21 protein-coding genes are annotated in these 24,625 nt (G+C 64.7%); 12 read left to right on the forward strand and 9 right to left on the reverse strand.

Going from position 1 to position 24,625, the window contains the following annotated elements; translation table 11 throughout:
* Positions 1 to 28: 28 nt before the first annotated feature.
* From AC07PE_RS22945 to AC07PE_RS22980, 8 genes are all read left to right on the forward strand, one after another.
* Positions 29 to 1,819 (forward strand): ABC transporter transmembrane domain-containing protein, encoded by a 1,791-nt coding sequence (locus AC07PE_RS22945; RefSeq protein ID WP_498768835.1) that lies wholly within the window; start codon positions 29 to 31, stop codon positions 1,817 to 1,819.
* Between the two features lie 121 nt (positions 1,820 to 1,940).
* Positions 1,941 to 3,959, forward strand: coding sequence for a methyl-accepting chemotaxis protein (locus tag AC07PE_RS22950; protein WP_498768837.1), 2,019 nt, complete (start codon positions 1,941 to 1,943; stop codon positions 3,957 to 3,959).
* A 53-nt stretch (positions 3,960 to 4,012) separates the two neighbouring features.
* On the forward strand, positions 4,013 to 5,101 hold the full coding sequence (locus AC07PE_RS22955) for a threonine aldolase family protein (RefSeq protein WP_498768840.1): 1,089 nt from the start codon (positions 4,013 to 4,015) through the stop codon (positions 5,099 to 5,101).
* Between the two features lie 49 nt (positions 5,102 to 5,150).
* Entirely contained in the window at positions 5,151 to 5,945 is a 795-nt protein-coding gene (locus AC07PE_RS22960) for a thymidylate synthase (protein ID WP_498768842.1), read from the forward strand.
* 78 nt (positions 5,946 to 6,023) lie between these two features.
* Positions 6,024 to 6,875: a hypothetical protein gene (locus AC07PE_RS22965; protein ID WP_498768844.1), complete on the forward strand. Its 852-nt coding sequence runs from the start codon at positions 6,024 to 6,026 to the stop codon at positions 6,873 to 6,875.
* Positions 6,876 to 7,185: 310 nt separating this feature from the next.
* Entirely contained in the window at positions 7,186 to 7,368 is a 183-nt protein-coding gene (locus tag AC07PE_RS22970) for a hypothetical protein (protein WP_498768846.1), read from the forward strand.
* A 94-nt stretch (positions 7,369 to 7,462) separates the two neighbouring features.
* Complete coding sequence (locus AC07PE_RS22975; protein WP_498768848.1) at positions 7,463 to 7,945, forward strand: dihydrofolate reductase; 483 nt, start codon at positions 7,463 to 7,465, stop codon at positions 7,943 to 7,945.
* 19 nt (positions 7,946 to 7,964) lie between these two features.
* Complete coding sequence (locus AC07PE_RS22980) at positions 7,965 to 8,585, forward strand: DUF4337 domain-containing protein (RefSeq protein WP_498768850.1); 621 nt, start codon at positions 7,965 to 7,967, stop codon at positions 8,583 to 8,585.
* On the opposite strand, the gene AC07PE_RS22985 is transcribed toward AC07PE_RS22980, so the two are convergent.
* The gene (locus tag AC07PE_RS22985; protein WP_498768852.1) at positions 8,514 to 9,044 is read right to left on the reverse strand and encodes an Rv1443c family protein; all 531 of its coding nucleotides are present in this window, start codon (positions 9,042 to 9,044) and stop codon (positions 8,514 to 8,516) included. The genes AC07PE_RS22980 and AC07PE_RS22985 overlap by 72 nt on opposite strands.
* A 216-nt stretch (positions 9,045 to 9,260) precedes the next feature.
* Here AC07PE_RS22985 and AC07PE_RS22990 point away from each other — a divergent pair, with 216 nt between their 5' ends.
* Both AC07PE_RS22990 and AC07PE_RS22995 read left to right on the forward strand, forming a co-directional pair.
* A complete protein-coding gene (locus AC07PE_RS22990; RefSeq protein ID WP_498768854.1) occupies positions 9,261 to 11,516 on the forward strand; it encodes an Orn/Lys/Arg family decarboxylase in 2,256 nt (751 codons plus the stop codon).
* 73 nt (positions 11,517 to 11,589) lie between these two features.
* A complete protein-coding gene (locus tag AC07PE_RS22995; protein ID WP_498768856.1) occupies positions 11,590 to 12,426 on the forward strand; it encodes an ankyrin repeat domain-containing protein in 837 nt (278 codons plus the stop codon).
* On the opposite strand, the gene dcd is transcribed toward AC07PE_RS22995, so the two are convergent.
* From dcd to AC07PE_RS23015, 4 genes are read right to left on the reverse strand one after another with little or no spacing between them, the layout of a single operon-like run.
* Positions 12,396 to 12,962, reverse strand: coding sequence for a dCTP deaminase (dcd, locus tag AC07PE_RS23000; RefSeq protein WP_230022462.1), 567 nt, complete (start codon positions 12,960 to 12,962; stop codon positions 12,396 to 12,398). The two genes, AC07PE_RS22995 and dcd, sit on opposite strands and share 31 nt — an antisense overlap.
* A gap of 38 nt (positions 12,963 to 13,000) precedes the next feature.
* Complete coding sequence (locus AC07PE_RS23005; protein ID WP_498768858.1) at positions 13,001 to 13,828, reverse strand: alpha/beta fold hydrolase; 828 nt, start codon at positions 13,826 to 13,828, stop codon at positions 13,001 to 13,003.
* A gap of 41 nt (positions 13,829 to 13,869) precedes the next feature.
* Positions 13,870 to 14,730, reverse strand: a complete 861-nt coding sequence (locus tag AC07PE_RS23010) for a dioxygenase family protein (RefSeq protein ID WP_498768860.1) — start codon at positions 14,728 to 14,730, stop codon at positions 13,870 to 13,872.
* Positions 14,731 to 14,748: 18 nt separating this feature from the next.
* Positions 14,749 to 15,285, reverse strand: coding sequence for a Spy/CpxP family protein refolding chaperone (locus tag AC07PE_RS23015; RefSeq protein ID WP_498768862.1), 537 nt, complete (start codon positions 15,283 to 15,285; stop codon positions 14,749 to 14,751).
* 136 nt (positions 15,286 to 15,421) lie between these two features.
* Between AC07PE_RS23015 and AC07PE_RS23020 the strand changes: the two genes are divergently transcribed.
* Both AC07PE_RS23020 and AC07PE_RS23025 read left to right on the forward strand, forming a co-directional pair.
* Entirely contained in the window at positions 15,422 to 16,108 is a 687-nt protein-coding gene (locus AC07PE_RS23020; protein WP_498768864.1) for a response regulator, read from the forward strand.
* Position 16,109: 1 nt separating this feature from the next.
* Positions 16,110 to 17,642: a sensor histidine kinase gene (locus AC07PE_RS23025; RefSeq protein WP_498768866.1), complete on the forward strand. Its 1,533-nt coding sequence runs from the start codon at positions 16,110 to 16,112 to the stop codon at positions 17,640 to 17,642.
* Between the two features lies 1 nt (position 17,643).
* Here AC07PE_RS23025 and AC07PE_RS23030 read toward each other — a convergent pair whose 3' ends face one another.
* From AC07PE_RS23030 to AC07PE_RS23045, 4 genes are read right to left on the reverse strand one after another with little or no spacing between them, the layout of a single operon-like run.
* Positions 17,644 to 20,037, reverse strand: a complete 2,394-nt coding sequence (locus AC07PE_RS23030; RefSeq protein ID WP_498768868.1) for a DNA internalization-related competence protein ComEC/Rec2 — start codon at positions 20,035 to 20,037, stop codon at positions 17,644 to 17,646.
* A gap of 12 nt (positions 20,038 to 20,049) precedes the next feature.
* Complete coding sequence (locus AC07PE_RS23035) at positions 20,050 to 21,186, reverse strand: T6SS immunity protein Tli4 family protein (protein WP_498768871.1); 1,137 nt, start codon at positions 21,184 to 21,186, stop codon at positions 20,050 to 20,052.
* 39 nt (positions 21,187 to 21,225) lie between these two features.
* Positions 21,226 to 22,956, reverse strand: a complete 1,731-nt coding sequence (locus AC07PE_RS23040; protein ID WP_498768873.1) for a T6SS immunity protein Tli4 family protein — start codon at positions 22,954 to 22,956, stop codon at positions 21,226 to 21,228.
* The gene (locus AC07PE_RS23045; protein ID WP_498768875.1) at positions 22,953 to 24,623 is read right to left on the reverse strand and encodes an esterase/lipase family protein; all 1,671 of its coding nucleotides are present in this window, start codon (positions 24,621 to 24,623) and stop codon (positions 22,953 to 22,955) included. Before AC07PE_RS23045 ends, AC07PE_RS23040 begins: the two co-directional genes overlap by 4 nt.
* Positions 24,624 to 24,625 lie beyond the last annotated feature (2 nt).

A 24,625-nucleotide genomic window follows, 5' to 3' on the forward strand; every position in this document is an offset into this window, starting at 1 on the left:
ACGATACGAAAAGAAGAAACAACGAAACATGAGTGACAGTTCCAAGCCTAGCCGTCAAGGCACCTTTGCCGCCCTCGCCGGCCTGCTGCCCTTCTTGAAGCCTTACCGCCGCCAGTTCGCGCTGGCCGGTATCGCCCTGCTGATCGCCGCCGGCGCCACCCTGGCGATTCCCTATGCGTTCAAGCAGATGATCGACCACGGCTTCGGCGCCGCCGGCAGCGGCAGCATCGCCAACGTCAACGCCACCTTCCTGGCCCTGTTCGGCGTGGCCGCGGTGCTGGGCGTGGCCACCGCGGCGCGCTTCTACATGGTGTCCTGGCTGGGCGAGCGCGTCACTGCGGACGTCCGCAGCGCCGTGTATTCCCACGTAGTCCGGCAAAGCCCGGAATTCTTCGAAACCACCCGCACCGGCGAAGTGCTGTCGCGCCTGACCACCGACACCACCCTGATCCAGACCGTGGTCGGCACCAGCATCTCGCTGGCCCTGCGCAATACCCTGCTGTTCGTCGGCGGCCTGGCCATGCTGTTCGTCACCAGCGTCAGGCTGACCTCCATCATCCTCGGCCTGCTGGTGCTGGTGGTGGTGCCGATCGTGCTGTTCGGCCGCCGCGTGCGCAAGCTCTCGCGCGACTCGCAGGACCGCATCGCCGACGCCTCGGCGCTGGCGGGCGAGATCCTCAACGCCATGCCGACCGTGCAGGCCTACACCGGCGAACGGCGCGAGGCGCAGCGCTTCGGCAGCTCCGTCGAGCAGGCCTTCCAGACCGCGATGCGGCGCATCCGCGCGCGCTCGATCCTGACCATGCTGGCGATCGTGCTGGTGTTCGGCGCCATCGTCTTCGTGCTGTGGCTGGGCGCGCACGCGGTGCTGGCCGGGACCATGACGGGCGGCGACCTCGGTCAGTTCATCCTGTACGCGTCCATTGTCTCCGGCGCGGTCGGCGCGCTGTCTGAAGTGATGGGCGAGGCCCAGCGCGCGGCCGGCGCCGCCGAGCGCCTGCTGGAACTGCTGGCCCTGCGATCGAGCATTGTGAGCCCGCTGCACCCGAAACCGCTGCCGCCGCGCCACGCGGGCGGTGCGTCCCTGCAGCTGCAGGAGGTCGGCTTCTCCTATCCCTCGCGCCCGGACCACGCGGCCCTGTCGCACCTGAACCTGGCCATCAAGCCCGGCGAGACGGTGGCCGTCGTCGGCCCTTCCGGCGCCGGCAAGACCACCCTGTTCCAGCTGCTGCTGCGCTTCTATGATCCGCAGTCGGGCGCGATCCTGCTGGACGGCGCCGACATCCGCGACCTCGACCTGCAGATGCTGCGCGGCGCGATTGGCATCGTGCCGCAGGATACGGTGATCTTCTCGGCCGATGCCATGGAAAACATCCGCTACGGACGCCCGGAGGCTAGCGCCGAGGAAGTGATCGCCGCGGCGAAGATGGCGGCGGCCCACGAATTCATCGAGCGGCTGCCGCAGGGCTACGCTTCCTACCTGGGCGAGCGCGGCGTGCGCCTGTCCGGCGGCCAGCGCCAGCGCATCGCCATCGCACGCGCGCTGCTGAAAAACCCGCCGCTGCTGCTGCTCGACGAAGCCACCAGCGCACTGGATGCGGAGTCCGAGCGCCTGGTGCAGAGCGCCCTGGAGGCCGCGATGGTCGGCCGCACCACGCTCATCATCGCGCACCGCCTGGCCACCGTGCAGCGCGCCGACCGCATCATCGTCATGGAAGACGGCCGCATCGTGGAAACCGGCACCCATGCCTCGCTGGTGGCACTGGGCGGCATCTACGCCAACCTGGCGGCTCTGCAGTTCCACCATGTTCACGCATAACAAAAGCGCATGCCAACATAACAATATGTTGTAGCAATACGTCGAAATCGGGGTGTTTTTGTAGTTGCCCTGTGGATACTTCCCGTATCATGCGGGAATCCCCATTCCTTACCCCGATTTCATGAACAAGCCCTCGTTCGACGTCTCAAGCTGGTCCGTCGGCTCGAAGATCACCGCTTTCACTTTCGCCCTCGTCGGCCTGATCCTGGCCGTCCTTGTCACCACCACCAGCTGGAGCACCTCCAGGCTGCTGCACGAGCGCGCGGTGGTCAACGTGAAGGCGGAGCTGCACAGCGTGATGGCCACCGTCGAAATGTTCGACCGCGCCGTCTCCAGCGAGGCGGTCAGCTTCGGCAAGATCTTCGCCGCCGCCTTCCCGGGCGAGTTCAGCATCGATACCGCCAACACCGTGGACGTCGCCGGCAAGCAGGTTCCGGTGCTGAAGAACGGCGACACCACGCTCAACCTCGATTTCAGCGCGCCCGACCGCTTCACCCGCGAGACCGGCGGCAACGCCACGATTTTCGTCGCCAAGGGCGATGACTTCGTCCGCGTGAGCACGTCCGTGCGCAAAGAAAACGGCGACCGCGCCGTCGGTACCGCCCTCGATCATGCCAGCCCGGCCTACGCCCAGCTGAAAGCCGGCAAACCCTACGTCGGCCTGGTGACCCTGTTCGGCAAGCAGACCATCACCGAATACAAGCCCGTGCTGGATGCAGGCGGCAAAGTCATCGCCGTGCTCTACGTGGGCGTCGACATCAGTGCCGACCTGAAGCAGCTGAAGGACCGCATCAAGAGCATGAAGGTGGGCGATACCGGCTACTTCTACGTGCTGAACGCGGCGCCCGGCAAGAACTTCGGCGACCTGATCGTCCACCCGACCAAGGAAGGCCAGAACATCCTCGACAACCGCGACGCCGATGGCCGCGAATACGTGCGCGCCATGCTGGCGTCGCAGGAAGGCCTGACCACCTACCCGCTGCAAAGCACCGACGGCACGCCGCCGCGCGACCGCATCGTGGCCTACGCGCTGTTCAAGGACTGGAACTGGCTGATCGCCGGCGGCACCTTCGACGACGAAATCGTCCAGGAAGCGACGCAGCTGCGCAACCGCGCCATCCTGAGCGGCCTGATTGTGCTGGCGATCTTCGCCGTCATCCTGCACGCCGTGATCAAGCGCACCGTCACCCGTCCGCTCGGCGAAGCCCGCGACGCCGCCGTGCGCATGGCCCAGGGTGACCTGACCGTCGCGCTGGACGTCGGCCGCCGCGACGAGATCGGCCGCTTGGCCGCCGCCATGAACGAGATCGGCAAGGGCCTGTCGACCGTGGTCGGTCAGGTGCGCAGCGGCGCCGAACAGATCGTCAACGCCTCCAACGAAATCTCCTCCGGCAACCTGGACCTGTCGACACGCACCGAACAGCAGGCCGCGACCCTGGCCGTGACCGCGAACTCGATGCAGGGCCTGACCGAGACCGTGCGCCAGAACGCAGGCGACGCCCACCAGGCGAACCAGCTTGCCGTGAACACCTCGATGGTCGCCCAGGAAGGCGGCCGCATGGTGAGCCAGGTGATCGAGCGCATGGAGGCGATCAAGGCCTCGTCCGGGCGCATCGCCGACATCATCGGCGTCATCGACGGCATCGCCTTCCAGACCAATATCCTGGCGCTGAATGCGGCCGTGGAAGCCGCCCGCGCCGGCGAACAGGGGCGCGGCTTCGCCGTCGTCGCCTCGGAAGTGCGCAACCTGGCGCAGCGCTCGGCCGCCGCGGCGAAAGAGATCAAGGCCCTGATCCAGGCTTCGGGCGCCGAGGTCGACGAGGGCAGCCGACTGGTGCAGGAAGCCGGCACCACCATGGCCGAGGTGCTGAACAGCGCCGAGCAGGTCACCGGCATCATGAGCCGCATCAGCGCCGCCAGCACCGAGCAGACCGGCGGCATCGAAGACATCAACCGCGCGATCGGCGAAATGGACCAGGTCACGCAGCACAACGCAGCCCTGGTCGAGGAAGCCAGCGCCGCCGCCCAGGCCATGCAGGAACAGGCCGAGCAGCTGGCGCGCGCCGTGCGCCTGTTCAAGCTGGACGATGCGCAGGCGGCAGTCGAGCAGGCCGGGCGCCTGGCGCTGAGCCGCTATTGATCCCTGGCGGGGTTGCCCTTCACGGCCCCGCCCGTTCGGTGTACAGTTGCTCCATGAGCGATACCGAACTGCTTGCCCGCTGCACCACCATCCTTCCCGGCCATCGCCCTCGCCGCCCGGCCGAGATGTTTTCCACCATGGCCGCCTGGTGCGAAACCAATGGCATCAGCCACGACGTCTACGGCGAAGGCGCCCTGATCCAGGACTTCGAACGCAAGGTGGCCGAACTGCTCGGCTTCGAAGCCGCCGTGTTCTGCATGTCAGGCACCATGACCCAGGTGACCGCGCTGCGCCTGGCGGCGATGGAACGCGGCAAGGCGCCGGTGGCGCTGCACCCGACCTCGCACATCTTCGTCCACGAAGGCTCGAACTACCAGCTGCTGGACCACTTCGACGCGCTGTCGGTCGGCGACCGCCACCGCCCATGGACCGCGGCGGACATCACCGCCATTCCGGACCGCCTGTCGGCCGTCGGCCTCGAGATCCCGATGCGGGAAATCGGCGGCCAGCTGTCGGACTGGGACGAACTTGCCGCCATCAAGGCGCATTGCCGCGAGCAGGACATCCACCTGCACATGGACGGCGCGCGCCTGTGGGAAGCGGCCGCCGGCTATGGCCGTCCGCTGGCCGAGATCGCGGCCGGCTTCGATTCCGTCTACGTGTCGCTGTACAAGGGCATCGGCGGCCTGGGCGGCGCCATGCTGCTGGGTTCAACGGAGTTCGTCGCCCGCGCCGCCAGGTGGTTTGCGCGCCAGGGCGGCAAGCTGGTGCATCAATCGCCCTACGTGGTGGCGGCGGCGATGCAGTTCGATGCGCGCCTGGCCAGCATGCCGGCACTGTTCCGCAGGACGCAGTTCCTGTACTCGGTGCTGCGCGAACATCCGATCATCAAGGTGAATCCGGCCGCGCCTCAGGCGAACATGCTGCACGTGCACCTGCCGGTGAGCCGCGAGCGCGCGCTGGAGATCCGCCGCAAGCTGGCGCTCGACCACGGCATCTGGATTTTCCACCGCATCGGCCACGGCGTGCTGCCTGACTCCTCCTACTTCGAATGCTATGTCGGCGACAATCTGCTCGACACGCCCGACGAGCGGGTGCGCGAAGCGGTGGCGCTGCTGGCGGGCGAACTGCAGGCGTCGTGACCGGCCGGCGATCGGTTAAAATGCCAATTTTCCATCGCGAGTTTTACCGATGCGCCAATATTCAGACCTGATGCGCCATGTCCGCGACCATGGCGCGGTCAAGACCGACCGAACCGGCACCGGCACGCGTTCCGTGTTCGGCTACCAGATGCGCTTCAACCTGCAGGACGGCTTCCCGCTGGTGACGACCAAGAAGGTGCACCTGAAGTCCATCATCCATGAACTAATCTGGTTCCTGGCCGGCTCCACCAACATCGCCTACCTGAAGGAACACGGCGTCTCGATCTGGGACGAGTGGGCCGATGCGAATGGCGAACTGGGTCCGATCTACGGCTACCAGTGGCGCAGCTGGCCGACCCCTGACGGCGGACACATCGACCAGATCAGCCAGGTGCTCGACCAGATCAGGAACAATCCGGACTCGCGCCGCATGATCGTCTCCGCCTGGAACGTCGCCGACGTGCCGCAGATGAAGCTGCCGCCCTGCCACGCCTTCTTCCAGTTCTACGTGGCCGACGGCAAGCTGTCCTGCCAGCTCTACCAGCGCAGCGCCGACATCTTCCTGGGCGTGCCCTTCAATATCGCGTCCTACGCCCTGCTGACCCACATGATGGCGCAGCAGGCCGGGCTCGAAGTCGGCGACTTCGTCTGGACCGGCGGCGACTGCCACCTGTATTCGAACCACCTGGAACAGGTCGAGCTGCAACTGTCGCGCGAGGAGCGTCCGTTGCCCCAACTCCTCATCAAGCGCAAGCCGGATTCGCTGTTCGACTACAAATTCGAGGACTTCGAAGTGGTCGGCTACGATCCGCATCCAGCAATCAAGGCGCCCGTCGCCGTCTGAGCCCGCCGGGCAACTCGCGAATTGGCCGTGAATCAAACGTCGATGACGATTTGATCACTTCCATTTCGCGAGGCAGACATGAACGACGAATCCAATCCCGCGCAGGCGCCGATCGATCTGCTGCTGCAGCCGACTCCGGCGAACCAGGACAAGCTGCGCGAGCGCATCCGCGACAAGATGGCCTGGGCCAAGTCGATTTCGGACGGGATCAAATATCGCCGGCTGGCCGAGAAGGCGCGCATTTCTCACGACAAGCTCGACCACTTCATGCAGTCGGACTCCTACCTCGAGCCCGAGCCCTATCTGCATCTCCTCCGGCACATGTGGGACGACAGCCTGTGGTCCGATCAGTGGCGCCTGACCGCCGGGTCCTCGGCCGCGCCGAGCATGCTCTTCCATGCACTGGCGGGATTCCTGGACGTCGGCGAGATATCCCGCCGCGGCCTGATCGAAGAAATGCCAGGGGTTTACCGCGCCTGGCGGCCCTCGATGCATGTGCCCGGCAGCTACATTCTCGGCATGCTCGAGGTCCGTTACGACGAAGAGGCCGGCACGCTGGCCGTGATCGAGAAGCAGAAATTCAAGGGCAGCGAGTGCGAGTCCCCGCAAGAGGAGCACTACGAGGGCGTCATGGTCAAGAAATCGGATTCCTACGTCATCATCGCGCGCCAGTCGGCGCGGCACAAGGGGCCGCCGCGCGTCACCATCCTGTCGAACTGCCTGCACCAGGAGTACAGTGCGCGCGCCATGCAGGGGCTGGTGATCGGCTGCTACGGCAGAGCCATGTTCGCCGCCCCCGCCTATTTCGAGCGCGTCGGTGACGGCGATGCGGCCAGCCTGGAAGAATCGCTGGACATCGTGCAGGCCATTCCTCCTTCCGTGGCAGGAAAGCTGAAGTTCAGCGTCGTGGAAGACGTCATTCGCTTCTAGGCTTGCTGCGAAAAAAGCGACACTTTCCGGCTGGTCAGGCGGTCTCATGTGAAATTCTCTTTTTGCGCCACGATCGCCGATTTCTGCGCCGGCATTCCGGCGCCGCTCCAGATGCGAAGTCGGCGATGCGCCGCTGCCCCGGGCTTTTGCGCCGGGCATGGTCCCGGAAGGTCCTGACACCGCGAGACCTGGGCCGGGCAAGGCCAGAATCTGCCCCGGGGAGTCACATTGATTGTGGAAAACGGCAATCCATACTGGAGATGAGACCAGGGCACTCCTGGTGTCACAACCAACTCCGACAGGTGTCCAAATGACTTCGCTCTGCCAGCTGCTTCACATCGGCGCATATCTCGTTCTGCTGCTCACTCATATGCAGGGGATGAAGCGCGCGCTCCCGCCCCACCTTCACCATCTGGTGATCTGCGCCTGCTACGGCGCGCTGGCCGCCGCCGCGGTCGCCGAAAAGCTGGTGGAATTCACCGTCGAGGTCTGAGCCATCATCCGGCCCGCCTCCCCACACCGGCGGGCCGGATGCTATCATGCGCATCCAATGGCGGGCCACCGCCCGCACGAATTCCAAGAGCCTTATGACGCATTTGACTTTGGTGGTAGCAATCGATGCCCAGCGCGGCATCGGCGTGAACAACCAGCTGCCCTGGCACCTCCCCGAGGACCTCGCGCACTTCAAGCGCGTCACCCTCGGCCGTCCCATCATCATGGGCCGCAAGACCTTCGACTCGATCGGCCGTCCGCTGCCGAAACGCCGCAATATCGTCGTCACCCGCAACCGCGACTGGGCGCACGAGAGCGTCGAGGTGGCCGGCTCGCTGGAAGAAGCGGTAGCCCTGATCGGCGAGGACGAGGCCAGCATCATCGGCGGCGCCCAGATCTTCAATGAATCGCTGGCAATCGCCGACCGCATGATCGTGACACATATCGACGGCGTCTACGACTGCGACACCTTCTTCCCGGAGATCGATCCTTCGGCATGGACCATCACGGCGCGCGAAGAGCACACATCGGCCGATGGCGTTGCCTTCGCTTTCGTCACCTACGAACGCAACAAGTAACAGATAAAGAGTAAACAGTATGTCCGGACAAGGCTTCCATGTGCATGGACCGCACGATCACGCGGTCGAACACGCCGCCCACGGCGGCGACAACTTCTCCAACAACATCGCCGTCATGACCGCGGTGCTGGCCACGGTCGGCGCGCTGTTCGGCTACCTGGGCGGCGCCACGCAGAACGACGCGGCCCTCTTCAAGAACAACGCGGCGATTGCCAAGACCACGGCGGCGAACTCCTGGAACTACTACCAGGCCAAGTCGAGCAAGCAGAACCTGGCCGAGCTGGCGTCTTCGCTGCCGGGCATGCCCGAACAGACCCAGGCCAAGTACAAGGCCGATGTCGCGCGCTACGAGGGCGAGAAGGCCGGCATCAAGAAAGAGGCCGAGAAGTTCGAGAAGGAATCCGACGAGTGGAACGAGAAGTCGGAGAAGGCGCTGCACACTCACCACCAGTGGGCGCTGGCCACCACCGCCGAGCAGATTGCGATCTCGCTGGCGGCGATCACGCTGCTGACGCGCCGGCGCTGGCTGCTGTCGGCCACCTACGTCGTGGCCGTCATCGGCTTCGCGCTAGGTGCTTTCGCGTGGCTGCATGTCGATCCGCTCGGCGCCCTGATGGCCAGCGGCGGCGCGGGGCACTGAACGGCGCTCGCCGAATTCGCGCCGCAGCACGGTGTGGCGGTGCGCGAAGAAGCGCCCCACGAACCAGCCGACTACCGGGCCGGGAAGGCGCGGCGTGAACTCGAGGCTGTCGATCACCCGCGCGCCATCCTCGGCGGGTTCGATCAGGCGCTCGTGCCGCCAGGACTTCATCGACAGCAGCGGCGACTGCTCGACGAAGCGGCGGCCCGGCTCCATCTCCACGAAGGTCAGGCGCGACAGGTCGATCGGCACCAGCCCGAACAGCAGGAAGCGGCAATTCCCCAGCGGCCTGCCGAGGCTGTCCTGGTCCTGCGGGATGTGCTGCATCCCTTTCGGGAAGTCGAGCTTGAGGATGGGCGCCATCTCGGTGTGGACGCCGCGCGCGGACGTGCTCCAGGCCCAGAGCTCATCGGCCGACCTGGGGATCGTACTCTCGAATCTGATGCGCACTGGCTTCATGCCGGCCTCCGCTGGATGGACCATGGCATTCTAGCATTGCTTGGGCGGCAACAACGGTGCGCCGCCATCGGACCAGTCTGGCTAAGCTAACAAAAAAAATTGCGCCGACATGCGGAAATTCTGCGAAAATCCGCTTCTATTTTTTTTCGGTGCCGTGCCCGGCCATCTCTACTTTGAGGGAGATGGGGTGCACGGCGCTTCGCTTTGGAGCTGTCCATGAAATTTCGATTCCCAATCGTCATCATTGACGAGGACTTCCGTTCCGAGAACACTTCGGGCCTCGGCATTCGCGCGCTTGCCGCCGCGATGGAAAAAGAAGGCATGGAAGTGCTGGGCCTGACGAGCTATGGCGACCTGTCCCAGTTCGCCCAGCAGCAGTCGCGCGCCTCGGCCTTCGTGCTGTCGATCGACGACGAGGAATTCGGTGGCGGCACGCTCGAAGAGACCAACTTCGCCTTGAGCGCGCTGCGCGCCTTCGTGCAGGAGATCCGCCACAAGAACTCGGACATCCCGATCTACATCTACGGCGAGACCCGCACCAGCCGCCACATCCCGAACGACATCCTGAAGGAGCTGCACGGCTTCATCCACATGTTCGAGGACACCCCGGAATTCGTCGCGCGCCACATCATCCGCGAAGCCAAGGCCTATCTGGACAGCCTGGCGCCGCCCTTCTTCCGCGCCCTGGTCAACTACGCCAACGACGGCTCCTATTCCTGGCACTGCCCCGGCCACTCGGGCGGCGTCGCCTTCCTGAAGTCGCCGATCGGCCAGATGTTCCACCAGTTCTTCGGCGAGAACATGCTGCGCGCCGACGTCTGCAACGCGGTCGAGGAACTCGGCCAGCTGCTGGACCACACCGGCCCGGTGGCCAAGTCCGAGCGCAACGCCGCGCGCATCTATAACGCCGACCACTGCTACTTCGTCACCAACGGCACCTCGACCTCGAACAAGATGGTCTGGCACTCGACCGTGGCGCCGGGCGACATCGTCGTGGTCGACCGTAACTGCCACAAGTCGATCCTGCACTCGATCATCATGTGCGGCGCGATCCCCGTGTTCCTGATGCCGACCCGGAACAACCTCGGCATCATCGGTCCGATCCCGCTGGAAGAGTTCACGCCCGAATCGATCGCACGCAAGATCGAAGCGAACCCGTTCGCCCGCGAAGCCAAGAACAAGAAGCCGCGCATCCTGACCATCACGCAGTCGACCTACGACGGCGTGGTCTACAACGTCGAGACCCTGCGCGAAATGTTGGACGGGAAGATCGACACCCTGCACTTCGACGAAGCCTGGATCCCGCACGCGACCTTCCACGACTTCTACAAGAACATGCACGCCATCGGCCGCGACCGCCCGCGCGCCAAGGAATCGATGATCTTCTCGACCCAGTCGACCCACAAGCTGCTGGCCGGCCTGTCGCAGGCTTCGCAGGTGCTGGTGCGCGAATCCGAGACCGTCAAGCTGGACCAGGACGCCTTCAACGAGGCCTACCTGATGCACACCTCGACCTCGCCGCAGTACTCGATCATCGCGTCCTGCGACGTCGCCGCGGCGATGATGGAAGCGCCGGGCGGCACCGCCCTGGTCGAAGAGTCGATCTACGAATCGCTGGACTTCCGCCGCGCGATGCAGAAGGTCGACGAAGAGATCGGCGACGACTGGTGGTTCAAGGTCTGGGGCCCGCAGGTCACCAGCGAGGAAGGCATCGGCACCCAAGCCGACTGGATGATCCATGCCGAGGACACCTGGCACGGCTTCGGCAAGCTGGCCGAAGGCTTCAACATGCTGGACCCGATCAAGGCCACCGTGGTGACCCCGGGCCTGGCGCTGGACGGTTCCTTCGACGATTCCGGCATCCCGGCCTCGATCGTGACCAAGTACCTGGCCGAGCACGGCGTCATCATCGAGAAGTGCGGCCTGTACTCCTTCTTCATCCTGTTCACGATCGGCATCACCAAGGGCCGCTGGAACACGCTGGTCACCGCCCTGCAGCAGTTCAAGGATGACTACGACCGCAACCAGCCGATGTGGCGCATCATGCCGGAATTCTGCGCGGCCAACCCGCGCTACGAATCCTGGGGCCTGCGCGACCTGTGCCAGCAGATCCACGACTTCTACAAGTCGCGCGACGTCGCTCGCCTGACCACCGAGATGTACCTGTCGGACATGATCCCGGCCATGAAGCCGTCGGACGCCTTCGCCAAGATGGCGCACCGCGAGATCGAGCGCGTGGCGATCGAGAACCTCGAAGGCCGCATCACCGCGATCCTGCTGACGCCTTATCCGCCGGGCATCCCGCTGCTGATCCCGGGCGAGCGCTTCAACAAGACCATCGTCGACTACCTGCGCTTCGCGCGCGACTTCAACGAGCGCTTCCCGGGCTTCGAGACCGATGTGCACGGGCTGGTGAAGCGTGAGGTGGATGGGAAGCTGGGGTACTTCGTGGATTGCGTTAAGCAGGACTGATTTATCGGCATGCCTGAAGAAGCCCGGAGCCATACGGGCTTTTTTTATTGACGCGCAGGCGTAGAATCGCCGGATGGCTCCCTTTTTCCCCGACAGGCCGGATCTTCCGCTGGTCCAACGTCTCGCGCACCAGGGCTTCGTCCGCATCAACTTCGCCGGCATGGTCCTGACGCCTCTGCTGCTGCTCATGGCCGTGGGCTTAAACCTCGATCCGCCCACGGAAGCGGACGGCATCCGCATGGCCATCGGCTGCCTCGCTTTTCCTGTTTTGTCCCTGGTCGGCTGGCGGATGAAAACCCGTCCCTGGCTCGGCGCGGTGGGGCTCGTTCTGCTGGTTTTGCCGTTCGTGCTCGTGGCAACCAGAGACGGAATGACGGAAGCCGAGCGCGACGCCTTCCGGGCCGTGCAAAGGAGCGACGCTGAGCTCCTGCGCCGGCAGCTCGCGGCAGGCGTCGATCCGGACCTGCACACCGAAGATCGCGGCTACCTGCTGACAGGGGCAGTGTATTCGGAGAATCCCGAACTGCTCAGGATCCTGATCGCCGCCGGCGCCGACGTCAACGCCCACAAGGGAGACCACGCGACCCCGCTCGTGATGGCCGTCCACTACCTACGCTGCGAGACTGCGTTGCCCCTGGCCAGGGCAGGCGCCAGCTTCGCCGAGCGCTTCTACATCAATGCGGAGCTGGCGGAAGCGCCCACCTACCGCGGCATGAACGTGGGCGAGATGTACGAAGCCAGAAAGCGCGATTCCCCGGCCAGGTGGCAGCGGGAAGAAGCCTGCTGGCGGCAGTTTGAAGCAGTGCTGGCGCAAAAAAAGGAGGCCATGACCTCCTTCCGATGTGATACGGCCTGGTCAGGCACGCGCCGTAAACTGTATCAGGTCTTCGGCAGAGTCACCCCATGCTGACCCTGGTACTTGCCGCCACGGTCTTTATATGAAGTCTCGCAGACTTCATCGCTCTCGAAGAACAGCACCTGCGCGCAGCCCTCGCCCGCATAAATCTTGGCCGGCAGCGGCGTGGTGTTCGAGAACTCCAGCGTCACGTAACCTTCCCACTCCGGCTCGAAAGGCGTCACGTTGACGATGATGCCGCAGCGCGCATAGGTCGACTTGCCGAGGCAGACCGTCAGCACGTTACGCGGAATGCGGAAGTACTCGATGGTGCGGGCCAGCGCGAAGGAGTTCGGCGGGATGATGCAGACGTCGCTTTTGACGTCGACGAAGGAGTTCGAATCGAAGTTCTTCGGGTCGACGATGGTGCTGTTGATGTTCGTGAACACCTTGAATTCGTCGGCGCAGCGGATGTCGTAGCCGTAGGACGAGGTGCCCCAGGAGATGATCTTGCGGCCTTCGCTCTCTCGCACCTGCTTGGCGGAGAAAGGCTCGATCATGCCGTGTTCTTCCGCCATCCGGCGGATCCATTTGTCGCTTTTGATTGCCATTGCAGGGCTTCCCGGTGAATAAATATTAACCGGGGATTTTACGCGAAAGCCCTGCGCTGGTCACCTGTCGCCAGTTCAGGCAACAAGCGTTCGATCATCTCGCGTGTCAGCTGCGCGGTCAGCTGGGGCGATTCCATCGTGTACAAATGGCTCCCCTCGATCATCACCAGGTTCTCGCCCACCAGCTTGCGGGTCGAGTCCATACCGGCCTGGCGGAGTTCTTCCGAACGGGTGCCGGCGACGAAGCCGATCGGCAGCGGATACGGCTCGCGCAGCACACGCTCCATGTCGTGCGGCAGAGTGCTGTAAATCGCCGCCTCGACATCGCGGTCGAAGCGCAGCTGCACGCCTTCCGGATGCGGTTTCAAGCCGTGGTTCAGGTAGTCATCCAGCGCGCCCGGCGCCCAGGCCTGGAAGATCGTCTTGGAGTTGAAGTGTTCATAGGCCGCCTGGCGCGAGGGCCAGACATTGCGGCGGCGCTCCGCCACCCCGCCCGGCGACAGCTTGCGGCCCAGTCCCAGCGCTTTCGCCAGCCGCCAGACGTGGGCGCGCCAGCCCGCCACCACCGGCGAATCCAGCATCACCACGCAGCGCGCCAGGTCCGGGCGCCGCCAGGCCGCCAGCATACCGACCGCGCCGCCGAGCGAATGCCCGACCAGGATCGCCGGCTCGTCATAGCGCTCGAGCTGGGCGATCAGCTCGTCGATCAGCGCGTGCCAGTTGTCGTCGACCGGATAGCGCGGATCGTGGCCGAGCATGTCGGTGGTGCGCACGTCGAAATCGCGGCCCAGCTCCTCGAGCAGGCGCCCGTAGGAGCCGGACGGATAGCTGTTCCCGTGCGTGAAATGCAGCAGAGGCTTGTTCATGGCGCCCATTGTAAGGGCATTGCGGTGAACCCGATCCAGCTTTAGAGTGAAACGCCTACTGCCAGAGAAACGGTATAGCCGGTGCCGGCGTTGCCGCTCACGCTGCCCATCTGCAGCGAGGTGCCATCGCTGAACACGTTGTCCGTGGCATAGCTGATCGATGCCAGGTTGCGCGAGCTGGCGGCATAGGCCGTGTTCGCGTAGACCTCGTTCAGGGTCGCCATCGGGAAGGTGAACTGGGAGGTCTTGATGCGGCCCGCGGCGCTGGCGGCCTTGGCCAGACTCGGGAACACCTCGAAGTGCACGTGCGGCATCCGGCCGGCGTAGCAGCCCGGGAAGATGGTCGTGAACGTGACGTAGCCATCGGCATCGGCCGCCTGCACGCCGCGCAGGTAGTTTTCCTTGGTCAGGCCGCTGGCGTACATCGAGTAGTTGCCGTCGCGGTCGCAATGCCACAGGTAGACCGTGGCGCCGGCGATCGGGGCGCAGCTCGCGCCGACGTTCACCAGCTGCAGCTTGATGGTCAAGGGAATGCCCTGCGCCGTCGCGCTGCCCGGCGAGACGCTGGTGCGGATGTCGCTGCGCACGATCCCGGACAGCGCCAGTGCGTTGGCGACGCCGCTGCCGTTGCTGTTGGTGCCGTCGCCCGGGTAGGGGCCGCCGGTTTCCTCGGGGATGAGCGCGCAGCTGGTGCTTCCCGTGCTGCCGGTCGTCCCGGTGCTGCCAGAACTGCTGCTGGTGGCGCCGGCTTCGACGCTGCCGGCCGTGCTGCCGCCGCCGCAGCTGGCCAGCGGCAGCGCCGCCATTCCGCTGAGCAGCCAGCGCAGCGACTGGCGGCGGTTGGCGGCAATCTCCAGCAAGGGTTCGAGGTCGGCGGCGAGTCCGTCGCGATGGTGATCCATATCGAATTCCTCCATGATTTACGGGCGCTCCTGCGGCGGCTGTGGACGGCGCTGGCGCAGCTGTTCGCGCTGCTCGGGCGTCAGCACGGCCAGTACCTGGGCATGCAGGCGCGCTTCCAGCAGGGTCTCGGCGGCGATGGCCTGGCCGAGGTCGCGCGAGGCGGCGCCGGCCTTGGCTTCGTCGAACTGGGCTTCGTCACGCAGGGCGCGCAGCGCTTCGTGCGCATGGCGGATCGCCTTTTCCTGCTGGCGGCGCTGCGGCGCGGCGGCGTGCTCGATCGCAAACAGCTTGTCCTGCTGGGCTTCGCTCAGCTTCAGGTGCCCAAGGTGGCCGAAGCCGCGACCGAAACCGGGGCCATGGCGCGGGCCGTCTTCCGGACCACGCGCGTCGGGTCCGTGGCCGCCGGGACCCCGCACGCCCGGACCCTCATGCGGCCCCCGATCGGCAGCCGGCCCGCCATCGGCAGCCGGCGCCCCGGCCTGGCCGGCGGCAAAGGTGGTGGCGCAGCAGGCCGCGAGCAGCGCGGCCGCCATCGATTTTCGCATCAGGTTCATGTTTCGCATCCTTGTGTGGTTGAGATGCCGGATTGTGGTGCGCGCCCCTGTTAAGCGGTGTTAGTCCCTTGTAAAACCGGGTAAAGAGAAAGGACCCGGTGCGCCCGGCCCGCGCCGCATTTGCTAAGATGCGAACATGACTCAAGTGCTGTTAATCGACGACGATACCGAACTGGTCGGGATGTTCACCGAATACCTGGAACAGGAGGGCTTCCGCGTGGCCTGCGCCCATGACGGCGAGACCGGTGCGCGTGAAGCGCTCAGCGGCCAGTACGCGATCGCGATCCTCGACGTGATGATGCCCCGCATGAACGGCATCGAGACCCTGCGCCGCATCCGCGCCGCCAGCCGCATCCCGGTGCTGATGCTGACCGGCCGCGGCGACGACGCCGACCGCATCCTTGGCCTCGAACTTGGCGCGGACGATTACGTCACCAAGCCCTGCACCCCGCGCGAGATGACCGCCCGCGTGCGCGCCATCCTGCGCCGCACGCAGGGCGCCAGCACTGACGGTCCCGGCATCACGCTCACGGTCGGCAAGCTGACCATGCTGCCCGAGCAGCGCCGCGCGACCTGGGACGGCAGCCCGCTGGAACTGACCAGCACCGAATTCAACCTGCTCGAAGTCCTGGCCCGCAACGCCGGCCGCCCGGTCAGCAAGAACGACCTGTCCGAACAGGGCCTGGGCCGGCCGCTGGCACGCTTCGACCGCAACATCGACGTCCACCTCAGCAGCCTGCGCCACAAGCTCGGCACGCTGTCGGACGGCCGCTCCTGCCTGCAGACCGTCTACCGTCTCGGCTACCAGCTGATCCGCGAGTAAGATGGGCCGGCTGTTCTGGAAGTTCTTCCTGTCGATCCTGCTGGCCCAAGTGGCGGCCACCATCGGCATCGGCGGCACCCTCTGGCTGCGCGACCAGACGCGCCACCGGAATACCGAACCGACCCTCGACGTCGGCCCGCCCGCCGTGATTATGCTCGACGCGGCCGCGGCCACGCTCAAGCACGGCGGTGTCGACGGCCTGCGCGAACTGGCCGGCTCCGCGCGCCGCACACGCCTCTACATACTGGACGACCAGGACCACGAACTGCTCGGCCGCACGGTGCCGGACAAGCTGCGCAAGGAAGTCGCACGCAATCTCGTGGACGGCACCCGGACCCATGCCGTCGCCCGCCTGACAGGACCGGATGGGCGGCGCTATCTGGCCTTTGCCTCGCGCGAGCCATGGCCGTTTGCGCCAGACCAGCGTTCACCGGCATTCGCGCAAGACGGCAAGCCTGCGCCGGCCGACGGCAATCCGCCGGTCTCCTCACAAGGCGGCATACCGCACCCGGGCGCCGCCGCGCCCTCGATATCGTCGGCGCCCGACTTCGGACGCGGCCGCGAACCGGGCGCCGGCCCGGGTCCCGGCGGCCCCGGCGGTCGCCTGGGCTGGTTCGGCCTGCCGCCGGAATTCGGCCGCCATGTCGGCCGCTGGCTGCCGATCGCCGCCGCGACCACCGCCAGCTTCCTGTTCGCCGCCCTCCTCGCCTGGTATTTCTCGCGCCCGATCCGCGCCCTGCGCGGCGCCTTCGAAGCCGCCGCCGCCGGCGACCTCGCACCCAAGTTCGGCGAAGCGAAGATGGCGGTGGCCGGCGACGAACTGGCGGAACTGGGCCACGACTTCGACCGCATGAGCGCCCAGCTGCGCACGCTGATGGAAGGCCAGCGCCGCCTGCTGCACGACGTCTCGCACGAGCTGCGCTCGCCGCTGGCGCGCCTGCAGGCGGCGATCGGCCTGGCGCACCAGCAGCCGGACAAGATTCAAGCCTCGCTCGGCCGCATCGAACGCGAAAGCGTGCGCATGGACCGCCTGGTCGGTGAGCTGCTGACGCTGTCGCGCCTCGAAGCACCCAGTGCGCCGCCTGCGATGGAGCCGGTCGACCTGGTCGAGATGGTCGACCAGATCGCCGACGACGCCCGCTTCGAAGCCGGCGCCCGCATCGACGTCGATGCCCCGGTCCCGGTGACGGTGCGCGGCGCCCCCGACCTGCTGTGGAGCGCGGTCGAGAACATCGTACGCAACGCCGTCAAGCACGGCGGCGCCAACGGCGCGGTGGACATCGCACTGCACCCGGAGGCCGGCGTGGTCCACATCGAAGTGCTGGACCGCGGACCGGGCATTCCCGACGAGCACCTGGGCCAGATCTTCGAGCCCTTCTTCCGCTCGAATCCGACGCAGAACAACGTGGACGGTCACGGCCTGGGACTGGCCATCGCCAAGCGCGTGGTCGAGACGCATCGTGGGCGGATCACGGCGACGAACCGCGCGGGCGGAGGCTTGCGGGTGACGATTACCTTGCCGCGCGACGCCTGATCTACTGCGCCTGTTGCGCCGGCGCGCTCCAGTAGCGCGCGTGCTGGCGCCGGTAGGCCTGCGCCTCGACTTTTCCATCGAACTCCAGGCTGAGGGCGCCCAGCTCGTCGGTGCGCAGGCGCCCGATGCCGAGCTGCCCATAGCGCTCGTAGACTTCCTTCTTCGGATGTTTGTAACGGTTGCGCCAGCCGACCTGGAACACACCGAGCTTGGGCTGCACGGCTTGCAGGAAGGCCTGCGTCGACGAGGTGCCGCTGCCGTGGTGCGGCGCCAGCAGGACGTCGGCGCGCAGACCGGCTGCGTTGGTTGTAACAAGGGCCGCCTCCTGGGCCGCTTCGATATCGCCGGCCAGCAGCATGGACGCGCGGCCGTTCGTAACCTTCAGCGTGCAGCTGCGCGCATTCGGCTTCGGCTTGGGGTCCGCATAGCTGGCGGCAGCCGGGTGCAGCATCTCGAAACGCACGCCGTCCCACTCCCATGTTTGTCCGGCGGCGCAATGCAGATGTCGCGGCGCCGCGCGCACGACGGGGTGGCCGGCCAGCAGCGAGGACGCCAGCCAGCCGACCTTCACTTCGCCCAGCACGGCCAGCGCGCCGCCGGTGTGGTCGGTATCGCTGTGGCTGAGGACCATGCCGTCGAGCTCCGCGATGCCGCGCATGCGCAAATACGGAAGCAGCACGCGGCTGCCAGCATCGGCGCCGGGTGCATAACCGGGGCCGGTGTCGTACAGCAGGCGGTGGTTCGCGGTTTCGACCAGCAGGGCCATGCCCTGACCGACGTCGAAGGCGATGATGCGAAAGCGGCCCATCTCGGGATGGTCGGGGACCTGCAGCAGCAGCGGCAGCCAGGCCGCCGCGCCGGCCCAGCGATGCGGCCAGCCGCGCGGCATCAGCATCCACATGGTGCCGCCCAGCGCCAGCAGGAACACCCAGAGCTGCGGCGCGGGCGCGCGCCAGACGGCGGCCGGCATCGTCGCGAGCTGTGCGAGCACGGCGGCGAGTCCCTCGACCACCGCATGCGCCGCCAGCAGCAGCCAAGCGCACAGCGGCGACGGCGACAGGCTGCCCAGCAGCGCCAGCGGCGTCACGACGAAGCTCACCAGCGGAATCGCGACGGCATTTGCCAGTGGGCTGACCAGCGAGACCTGGCCGAACAGGAGCATCGTCAGCGGAACGAGGCCGAGGGTCACCGACCACTGCGTACGCCCGGCCATCTTCAGGTTCGCCTTGATTCCCGTCTCGCGCTCGGAAATCCGTCCATGGCCGCCGAACAGAATCACCGCCACGGCGCCGAAGGACAGCCAGAAGCCCGGCCACAACACGGCCCAGGGATCGATCAGCACGACCACGCCGAGGGCCATGCACAACACGTGCGTGATGCTGGAGAGCCTGCCCATCCACAGCGCCAGCGCGACCACCGACAGCATGTAGAGCGTGCGCTGGGCCGGCACACCGAAGCCGGCCAGCAGCACGTACAGCAGCGCGGCCAGCGCGCCGGCGAGCGCCGCCACCTTCTGCGCGGGAAGCTTCAATGGCAGCTGGGCCCCTGTGAAGAAGGAGCGCCGCCACAGGCTGGATACCGCCAGCGCAGCCAGGCCGGCGATCATCGTGATGTGCAGGCCCGATATGGAGATGAGATGCCCGACGCCGGTGCGGTTGAAGACCTGCCAGTCGCCCTGGTCGATGCCTCGCTGGTCGCCGATGACCAGCGCGACGATCACGCCGGCGTACTGCCTGTCCTGCAGCGCTGCCTGGATCCTGTCGCGCAGGACGGCGCGGGTTCGTTCGATCAAGGTCCCTACGCGCGGCACGAAGGCGTCCAGCCGTGCGTTGCCGGTGTCCACGCGCACGTAGCCGATGGCGCGCACGCCCTGCTCCAGCAGCCAGGCTTCGTAATCGAAGCCGCCGGGATTGGCGTTACCGTGCGGGCGCTGCAGGCGCACCGTCAGGCGCCAGCGTTCGCCGGGCATCAGCTTGTCCGGCAGGCCGCCGGCGCCGCGGCGGTCGGCGTACCAGGACAAGGCGACTCTTGGCGGGACTTCGGCGCCTGCGGTTTCGGTGCGCTCGACCAGCAGGTTGAAACGCAGGCCTTGTTCGAAGCGGTATGGAAGGCTGTCGACGATGCCGACCACGGTCAGGTCGCGGCCTTCGTCGGCGGGGGCGAGTTGGGAAGCGAGGGCGTGGTGGGCCAGGAGGGCGGTCCAGGTGTAGCCTAGCAGTGCGCCGGCGCCGGCTGTTAAAGAAATCACACCCAGGAACACTTTTACATGGCGCGTCAGCATGACGCAAACAATCGCACATCCAGCGCAAATAAACATGACCGGCACGGACGGCAATTCAGCGCAGCTTTGTAGTGCCAGCACGCCAACGGTAAAGCCGAGGATCGCGCAGCGCATCGTGTGCGTCTGTCAGGGCTTATTTGAGTCGGTCGCAGCGACCACTTTGAGTCGCACTGGATCGGCAGAGCGCTTCGGAGGTCGCAGCTCAGTCTCGCGCAGTCGAATGCTGGATGCGATGTTGTCCCACAAAGCCAATATGGCGTCTTGATGGAGGCTCGCGTCGACAGGTCTTCCGCCCGCACGTTGACTCATTCCGGCCTGAAGCTCAAGGGATAGAAAGGGGCGCAGGGCATCGTCTTTGATTCCTTTTGCTTCCCATATGAAGGAATATGTAGTCGCGAAATTCAGGTCCAAGAACCTTTCGAGTGCTTCTTCGCCATCGAGACCATTGATACTCCGCTTCTTGGCACGAAGTTTCGTGGTCCGCAAGCGTTCGTCAAAGCCGCGTTCGGAATCCGTCTCGGCGACGCGTGCAAGTAAGCCCGGTTCGGGTCCCCCGCCAGGCATGCTAAGGAACATCATCTCTACATCGGAATGTTCCGGGAAACTTAACCGCATCGCGATCTGCTCCGCTTTGCGTACTGGAAGCGGCTCCAGGAAGAATGCACCCCGAATACAAAAACCGGGCTCGGGCGGAATTTCTTCCTCACCACGCAGACGTAGCCGCGCCAAAAGCGCCTCGGCCAATCTCGCCCTGGACTCGTCCGCATATTTCGCGGAGAGCGTAAAACTGCGCCCTTCCACATGCGCATGCACCTCGACCGACGAGAACTGATCTTCGACCCGGCGATCCCCTTCCATTAGATATCCCACGCTATGCCCGAAGATCATCGTGCGCCCAAGCATTCCCGGTATGCGCAAATCTCGAGCCTCCGTCAAACCACCTCTACCATCAGACGTGGAACCTCGAGTTGCGATCTCAGCCTCACGCGTTGCCATACGAGTCCGAAATCTCGCCTCATCCTCTTCTAGCGTTTGGATCTCGATCCCAGCCAGTCTTTCGCGTGACAGGGTCACATCGGCCTGCGCCGGTACATCCACGAGATAACGTCCAACGCACACTGTCTTCATCTTCTCGGAGAGATGCGCGACTGTGGAACGATCCTGCACACTGCGTACCTGACTGACAGCCCAGGTCCCTAAGTATGAGAGCGCGACCACGATAACGATGAGATGAGACCAGTTGCGCTTTATCGCAATTTTCATAGAATAGCCCGGCCACGCGCCTTGATCCGATGCTGATGCTTACACCAGCTCCGGCGGTTCGTTAATCGATAATCGATCGGACACCGGCAGCGCTGTTTGCGATGCTACCGATGCCTCGGCATGTCGCACGAGTTGCCACATGCTTCGCCGTTGAATGATTTCGGGGCCGCTCGATTTGGCAAACACGCCAGCAGGTACTTGAAACGTTGCCGCCGGCATCAGGCTGCCCCTGGCGAACCAGCGGGTTCCGTCAAGCGCGTGGGTTTCTTCGCACCGCCACCAACCACTCGCAGGACAAACCTCACCTGTACGCACATGGCTTCCGAGAAGGACCGGGCGCGCGTCCGAAGCAGCAGGCACCGGGCCCTCGGCTGGCATAAGGGCCGGCGCCAACGCAACCGTGATCGCAGTTCGTGGCCGCAGGCGCTTATCGACGAGGGTCCATGCTGTCAACTCGGGACTTTCGACACTTGGCTGGATACGTTTCAGCTTTTGCCATACAGTCTGACGGGGCAGCAGCAATGCCTGTGGCATGCGCTCACCCTGACGAATGAACTGCACTGATCCACCGTGCACGCTCATACCTTCGTCTCCAACCTTGCAGCGCCACCAGCCGGACTGTGGGCAAATCTCCCCTGCACTGGCTACGGCGCCGAGTTTCGGGCCTAACGGTTCAGGCGGCGCCGAGGCTGGTGGTGGAGGCCCGCTTTTCCTGAGGCGGATGCTGGAGGCGATGCTATCCCACAAGGAGAGCAAGGCATCTTCGTGCAGGCTGGTATCGACTGGCTTGCCGCCAGGACGCTCACCAACACCGGTTTGAAGCTCAAGAGACAGATAGGGCTGTAGGGGATCTTCCTCGATTCCTCGCGTTTCCCAGTTGAAGCCGTAAGTGGTCGCGAAGTTGAACTCGCGTACCCGTTCCAATACCTCCTCACCTTCCAGTCCATTGATATTCCGTTTGCCGGCGCGTAGCTTGGTCACGCGCAGCAGCTCTTCCGCGCTTGCGCTGGCATCGACATCCGAAGTACGAGAGAGAATGCCAGCCCCGGACTTGGCGCCCGCGATACTGAAAAGCGCCAGCGCGACGTCGGGGTGTCCAGGCAGCCCAAGGTGCATGACCATGTGTTCATTGTTGTGGCTGGGGAGCGGTTCGGCAAAGACGGCACGCGAAACGCAGAACCCTGGAACGGTCGGGATTTCGTCCTTATCCCGGATCTGGAGCCGCGAAAGCAGCACCTCAGATAATTTAATGTCAGCGTCGTCAGCATATTGCATGGCTAACAAAAAGCTCAGCCCCCCTACGTGTGCATGTGTCTCGACCGAGGCATACTCCGACGTCACCCTACGCTCGCCGTCAAAGCCATGGCTACGGGTACGCCCAAAGACCAGAGTACGTCCGATCATGTTCGGAACACGCAATTCGCGAGTCTCGATCACGCCACCCGGAGCATTAACGCCGGAGTTAGTCGCACTGGCCTTGAGCTCTGCTTCGCGCGCCATCACCCGCTCCCGGAATTTGCCCTCCTCTTCCTCGCGTGTGCTGATCTCGAATCCACCCAGCATTCCTCCAGAAAGGCTCACTTCTGCCTGGGACGGCACGTCTACCAGGTAACGCCCGACGCATACCGTTTTCAAGTTTTCCGTCATTTTCGCCACCTCGGATCTGTCCCGCATACTGCGGACGTAGCCGGCAGCCCAGCTTCCGGCGCAGGCAAGGGCTGCCAGCAGGACGACGAGTTCCCGCCATCCGCCTTTTCTTACTCGTGTCATGGCAATTTTTGCGTTAGCTTGACGACGAGGTGTTGGGTCAGCAGCAGTACAGCTTCGTTATTGAAGACATCCTGGTGGTCCACGCCGCGAATTTCGAACAATTGCCGTACTTTTCCCCGCGGCCCGGCGCCGGACTGCAGCGGCACCGTGCCATCGCCACCGATATCCTGGCGCGCAGGCACAAATTCCAGCGCGGTCTTACCTTCAACTTTGACCCGGCGGCCAACAGTTTCGCGATACCCCATCAGCGTTGCCTTGCGCAGGTTCGCTTCGGTGAATACGGCCCCGGACCCGGGCTCCCGCGCGACCCAACGTACGGCGCCGAATGACAAATGCGCCGAATCTGCGCCATAAAACGCGAACGTATTCGGGTGGTAATACGTGTCCAGAACATCGCGGTGGAACTTCTCCGCCGTATCGACCGCAACCCGGACGGCATGTTCGAGCTTGCGCTGATCTCCGCTATACTTCCGCGCTGGATCCACCAGCTGCAAATCGATGAGCCGATACCACGACTGTGTATCGCGGTACAAGTCGTAAGGATTCCCGACCGGTAGGTGAACCACATCGCGCGGAACGTCCTTGTTATTGACGCGGCTGAGCATGCACACATGGAGCCATGGCTGCGGGTACAGGTGGTTGGGCAAAAGCTGCAATGGACCAGGAGCGGTAGCCATGACCGGCATGGTTTGTTCCGGTTTTCCGCCCAAAATATCAGCCGCAAAGTCGGCTTTGAGATTGGCGCTTGTGTCGTTGCTAGGACTCCAGCGCTCAGTGCCGCAGGCAATCCGTCGATAGCAAACCGGGGCGCCCAATGCTGGCATTACGCCGTGAATGATGCCCAAAATCTGGTCGGGAATCTGCTTGGCGCAAGCTCGCGCGACCAGCCCGCCCATCGAATGCGTCACAAGAAGCACCTTACTGCATTCACGCTTCAGTTTGGTCCAGTGCGCGATCGTGTTTTCAATGCGCTGACGTAGTCTCTTCGCCGATTCTTCGCAAGATTCCAGCCAGTTGTAGCCGCACACATACACGGGGTAGTAGTACGCAGCATGCTTTTCCAACTCGCTCTGCGTAATCTTCTCGATGCTGCGGACGCCCCACTTTGCCGGATCGCAGGCCATCACCTCTTTCCAATGTCGGCAGACGACAGGGGCGTTATCGAGCGGATCCAATTCAAACGTGTGGTTCAATCCTACTTGAAGTCCATACAGCAGTCCGCCATAAGAATCCCAGTGCACTTCGCCCCAGAAACGATCGCGGACTTCTTTCTCCAACATCCCGTAATTTCTGGCTTCCAAGGGCAAACTGATATCCCCACGATCGTCGACCTCGAGCTTCCCGGCGTTCAAGAGCTTCTGCCGCGTGCCGGGATCCCGCTTCTTCCATGTGCGGGCCGCGTTAATTCCGGCGATCGATCCATTCGGCGGCCGCCACGCCTCCTCCTTCGGCTCGAGCACCCCGTCCGCAAGCAAGGCCGGATCACTGACCGCCCGCAAATTCGTCCCCATAATCCCCGGCACCACAATCACCGGCACCACCTTCGACGGCGGCATCGTAAACAGCCCACGGGTCTTGAGCGCCGTCGGCGTCAGCACCGTACGTCCGGTCCAGCTGCCATCCGGCTGCGGGACAAGATTCGGCAAGGGGCGGGTTGGATCTGCCATGC

The organism is Telluria sp. GW821-FHT07G12 (assembly GCF_059418525.1).

Coding starts and splice junctions, on each gene's coding strand:
- AC07PE_RS22995 (WP_498768856.1), top strand. CDS start 11,590: ATGGCTCCCTTTTTCCCCGACAGGCCGGATCTTCCGCTGGTCCAACGT.
- AC07PE_RS23020 (WP_498768864.1), top strand. CDS start 15,422: ATGACTCAAGTGCTGTTAATCGACGACGATACCGAACTGGTCGGGATG.
- AC07PE_RS23005 (WP_498768858.1), bottom strand. CDS start 13,828: ATGAACAAGCCTCTGCTGCATTTCACGCACGGGAACAGCTATCCGTCC.
- AC07PE_RS22975 (WP_498768848.1), top strand. CDS start 7,463: ATGACGCATTTGACTTTGGTGGTAGCAATCGATGCCCAGCGCGGCATC.
- AC07PE_RS23040 (WP_498768873.1), bottom strand. CDS start 22,956: ATGACACGAGTAAGAAAAGGCGGATGGCGGGAACTCGTCGTCCTGCTG.
- AC07PE_RS22965 (WP_498768844.1), top strand. CDS start 6,024: ATGAACGACGAATCCAATCCCGCGCAGGCGCCGATCGATCTGCTGCTG.
- AC07PE_RS22985 (WP_498768852.1), bottom strand. CDS start 9,044: ATGAAGCCAGTGCGCATCAGATTCGAGAGTACGATCCCCAGGTCGGCC.
- AC07PE_RS23010 (WP_498768860.1), bottom strand. CDS start 14,730: ATGGATCACCATCGCGACGGACTCGCCGCCGACCTCGAACCCTTGCTG.
- AC07PE_RS22945 (WP_498768835.1), top strand. CDS start 29: ATGAGTGACAGTTCCAAGCCTAGCCGTCAAGGCACCTTTGCCGCCCTC.
- AC07PE_RS22950 (WP_498768837.1), top strand. CDS start 1,941: ATGAACAAGCCCTCGTTCGACGTCTCAAGCTGGTCCGTCGGCTCGAAG.
- AC07PE_RS23045 (WP_498768875.1), bottom strand. CDS start 24,623: ATGGCAGATCCAACCCGCCCCTTGCCGAATCTTGTCCCGCAGCCGGAT.
- AC07PE_RS22960 (WP_498768842.1), top strand. CDS start 5,151: ATGCGCCAATATTCAGACCTGATGCGCCATGTCCGCGACCATGGCGCG.
- AC07PE_RS22970 (WP_498768846.1), top strand. CDS start 7,186: ATGACTTCGCTCTGCCAGCTGCTTCACATCGGCGCATATCTCGTTCTG.
- AC07PE_RS23035 (WP_498768871.1), bottom strand. CDS start 21,186: ATGAAAATTGCGATAAAGCGCAACTGGTCTCATCTCATCGTTATCGTG.
- AC07PE_RS23015 (WP_498768862.1), bottom strand. CDS start 15,285: ATGAACCTGATGCGAAAATCGATGGCGGCCGCGCTGCTCGCGGCCTGC.
- AC07PE_RS22990 (WP_498768854.1), top strand. CDS start 9,261: ATGAAATTTCGATTCCCAATCGTCATCATTGACGAGGACTTCCGTTCC.
- dcd (WP_230022462.1), bottom strand. CDS start 12,962: ATGGCAATCAAAAGCGACAAATGGATCCGCCGGATGGCGGAAGAACAC.
- AC07PE_RS22980 (WP_498768850.1), top strand. CDS start 7,965: ATGTCCGGACAAGGCTTCCATGTGCATGGACCGCACGATCACGCGGTC.
- AC07PE_RS22955 (WP_498768840.1), top strand. CDS start 4,013: ATGAGCGATACCGAACTGCTTGCCCGCTGCACCACCATCCTTCCCGGC.
- AC07PE_RS23030 (WP_498768868.1), bottom strand. CDS start 20,037: ATGCGCTGCGCGATCCTCGGCTTTACCGTTGGCGTGCTGGCACTACAA.
- AC07PE_RS23025 (WP_498768866.1), top strand. CDS start 16,110: ATGGGCCGGCTGTTCTGGAAGTTCTTCCTGTCGATCCTGCTGGCCCAA.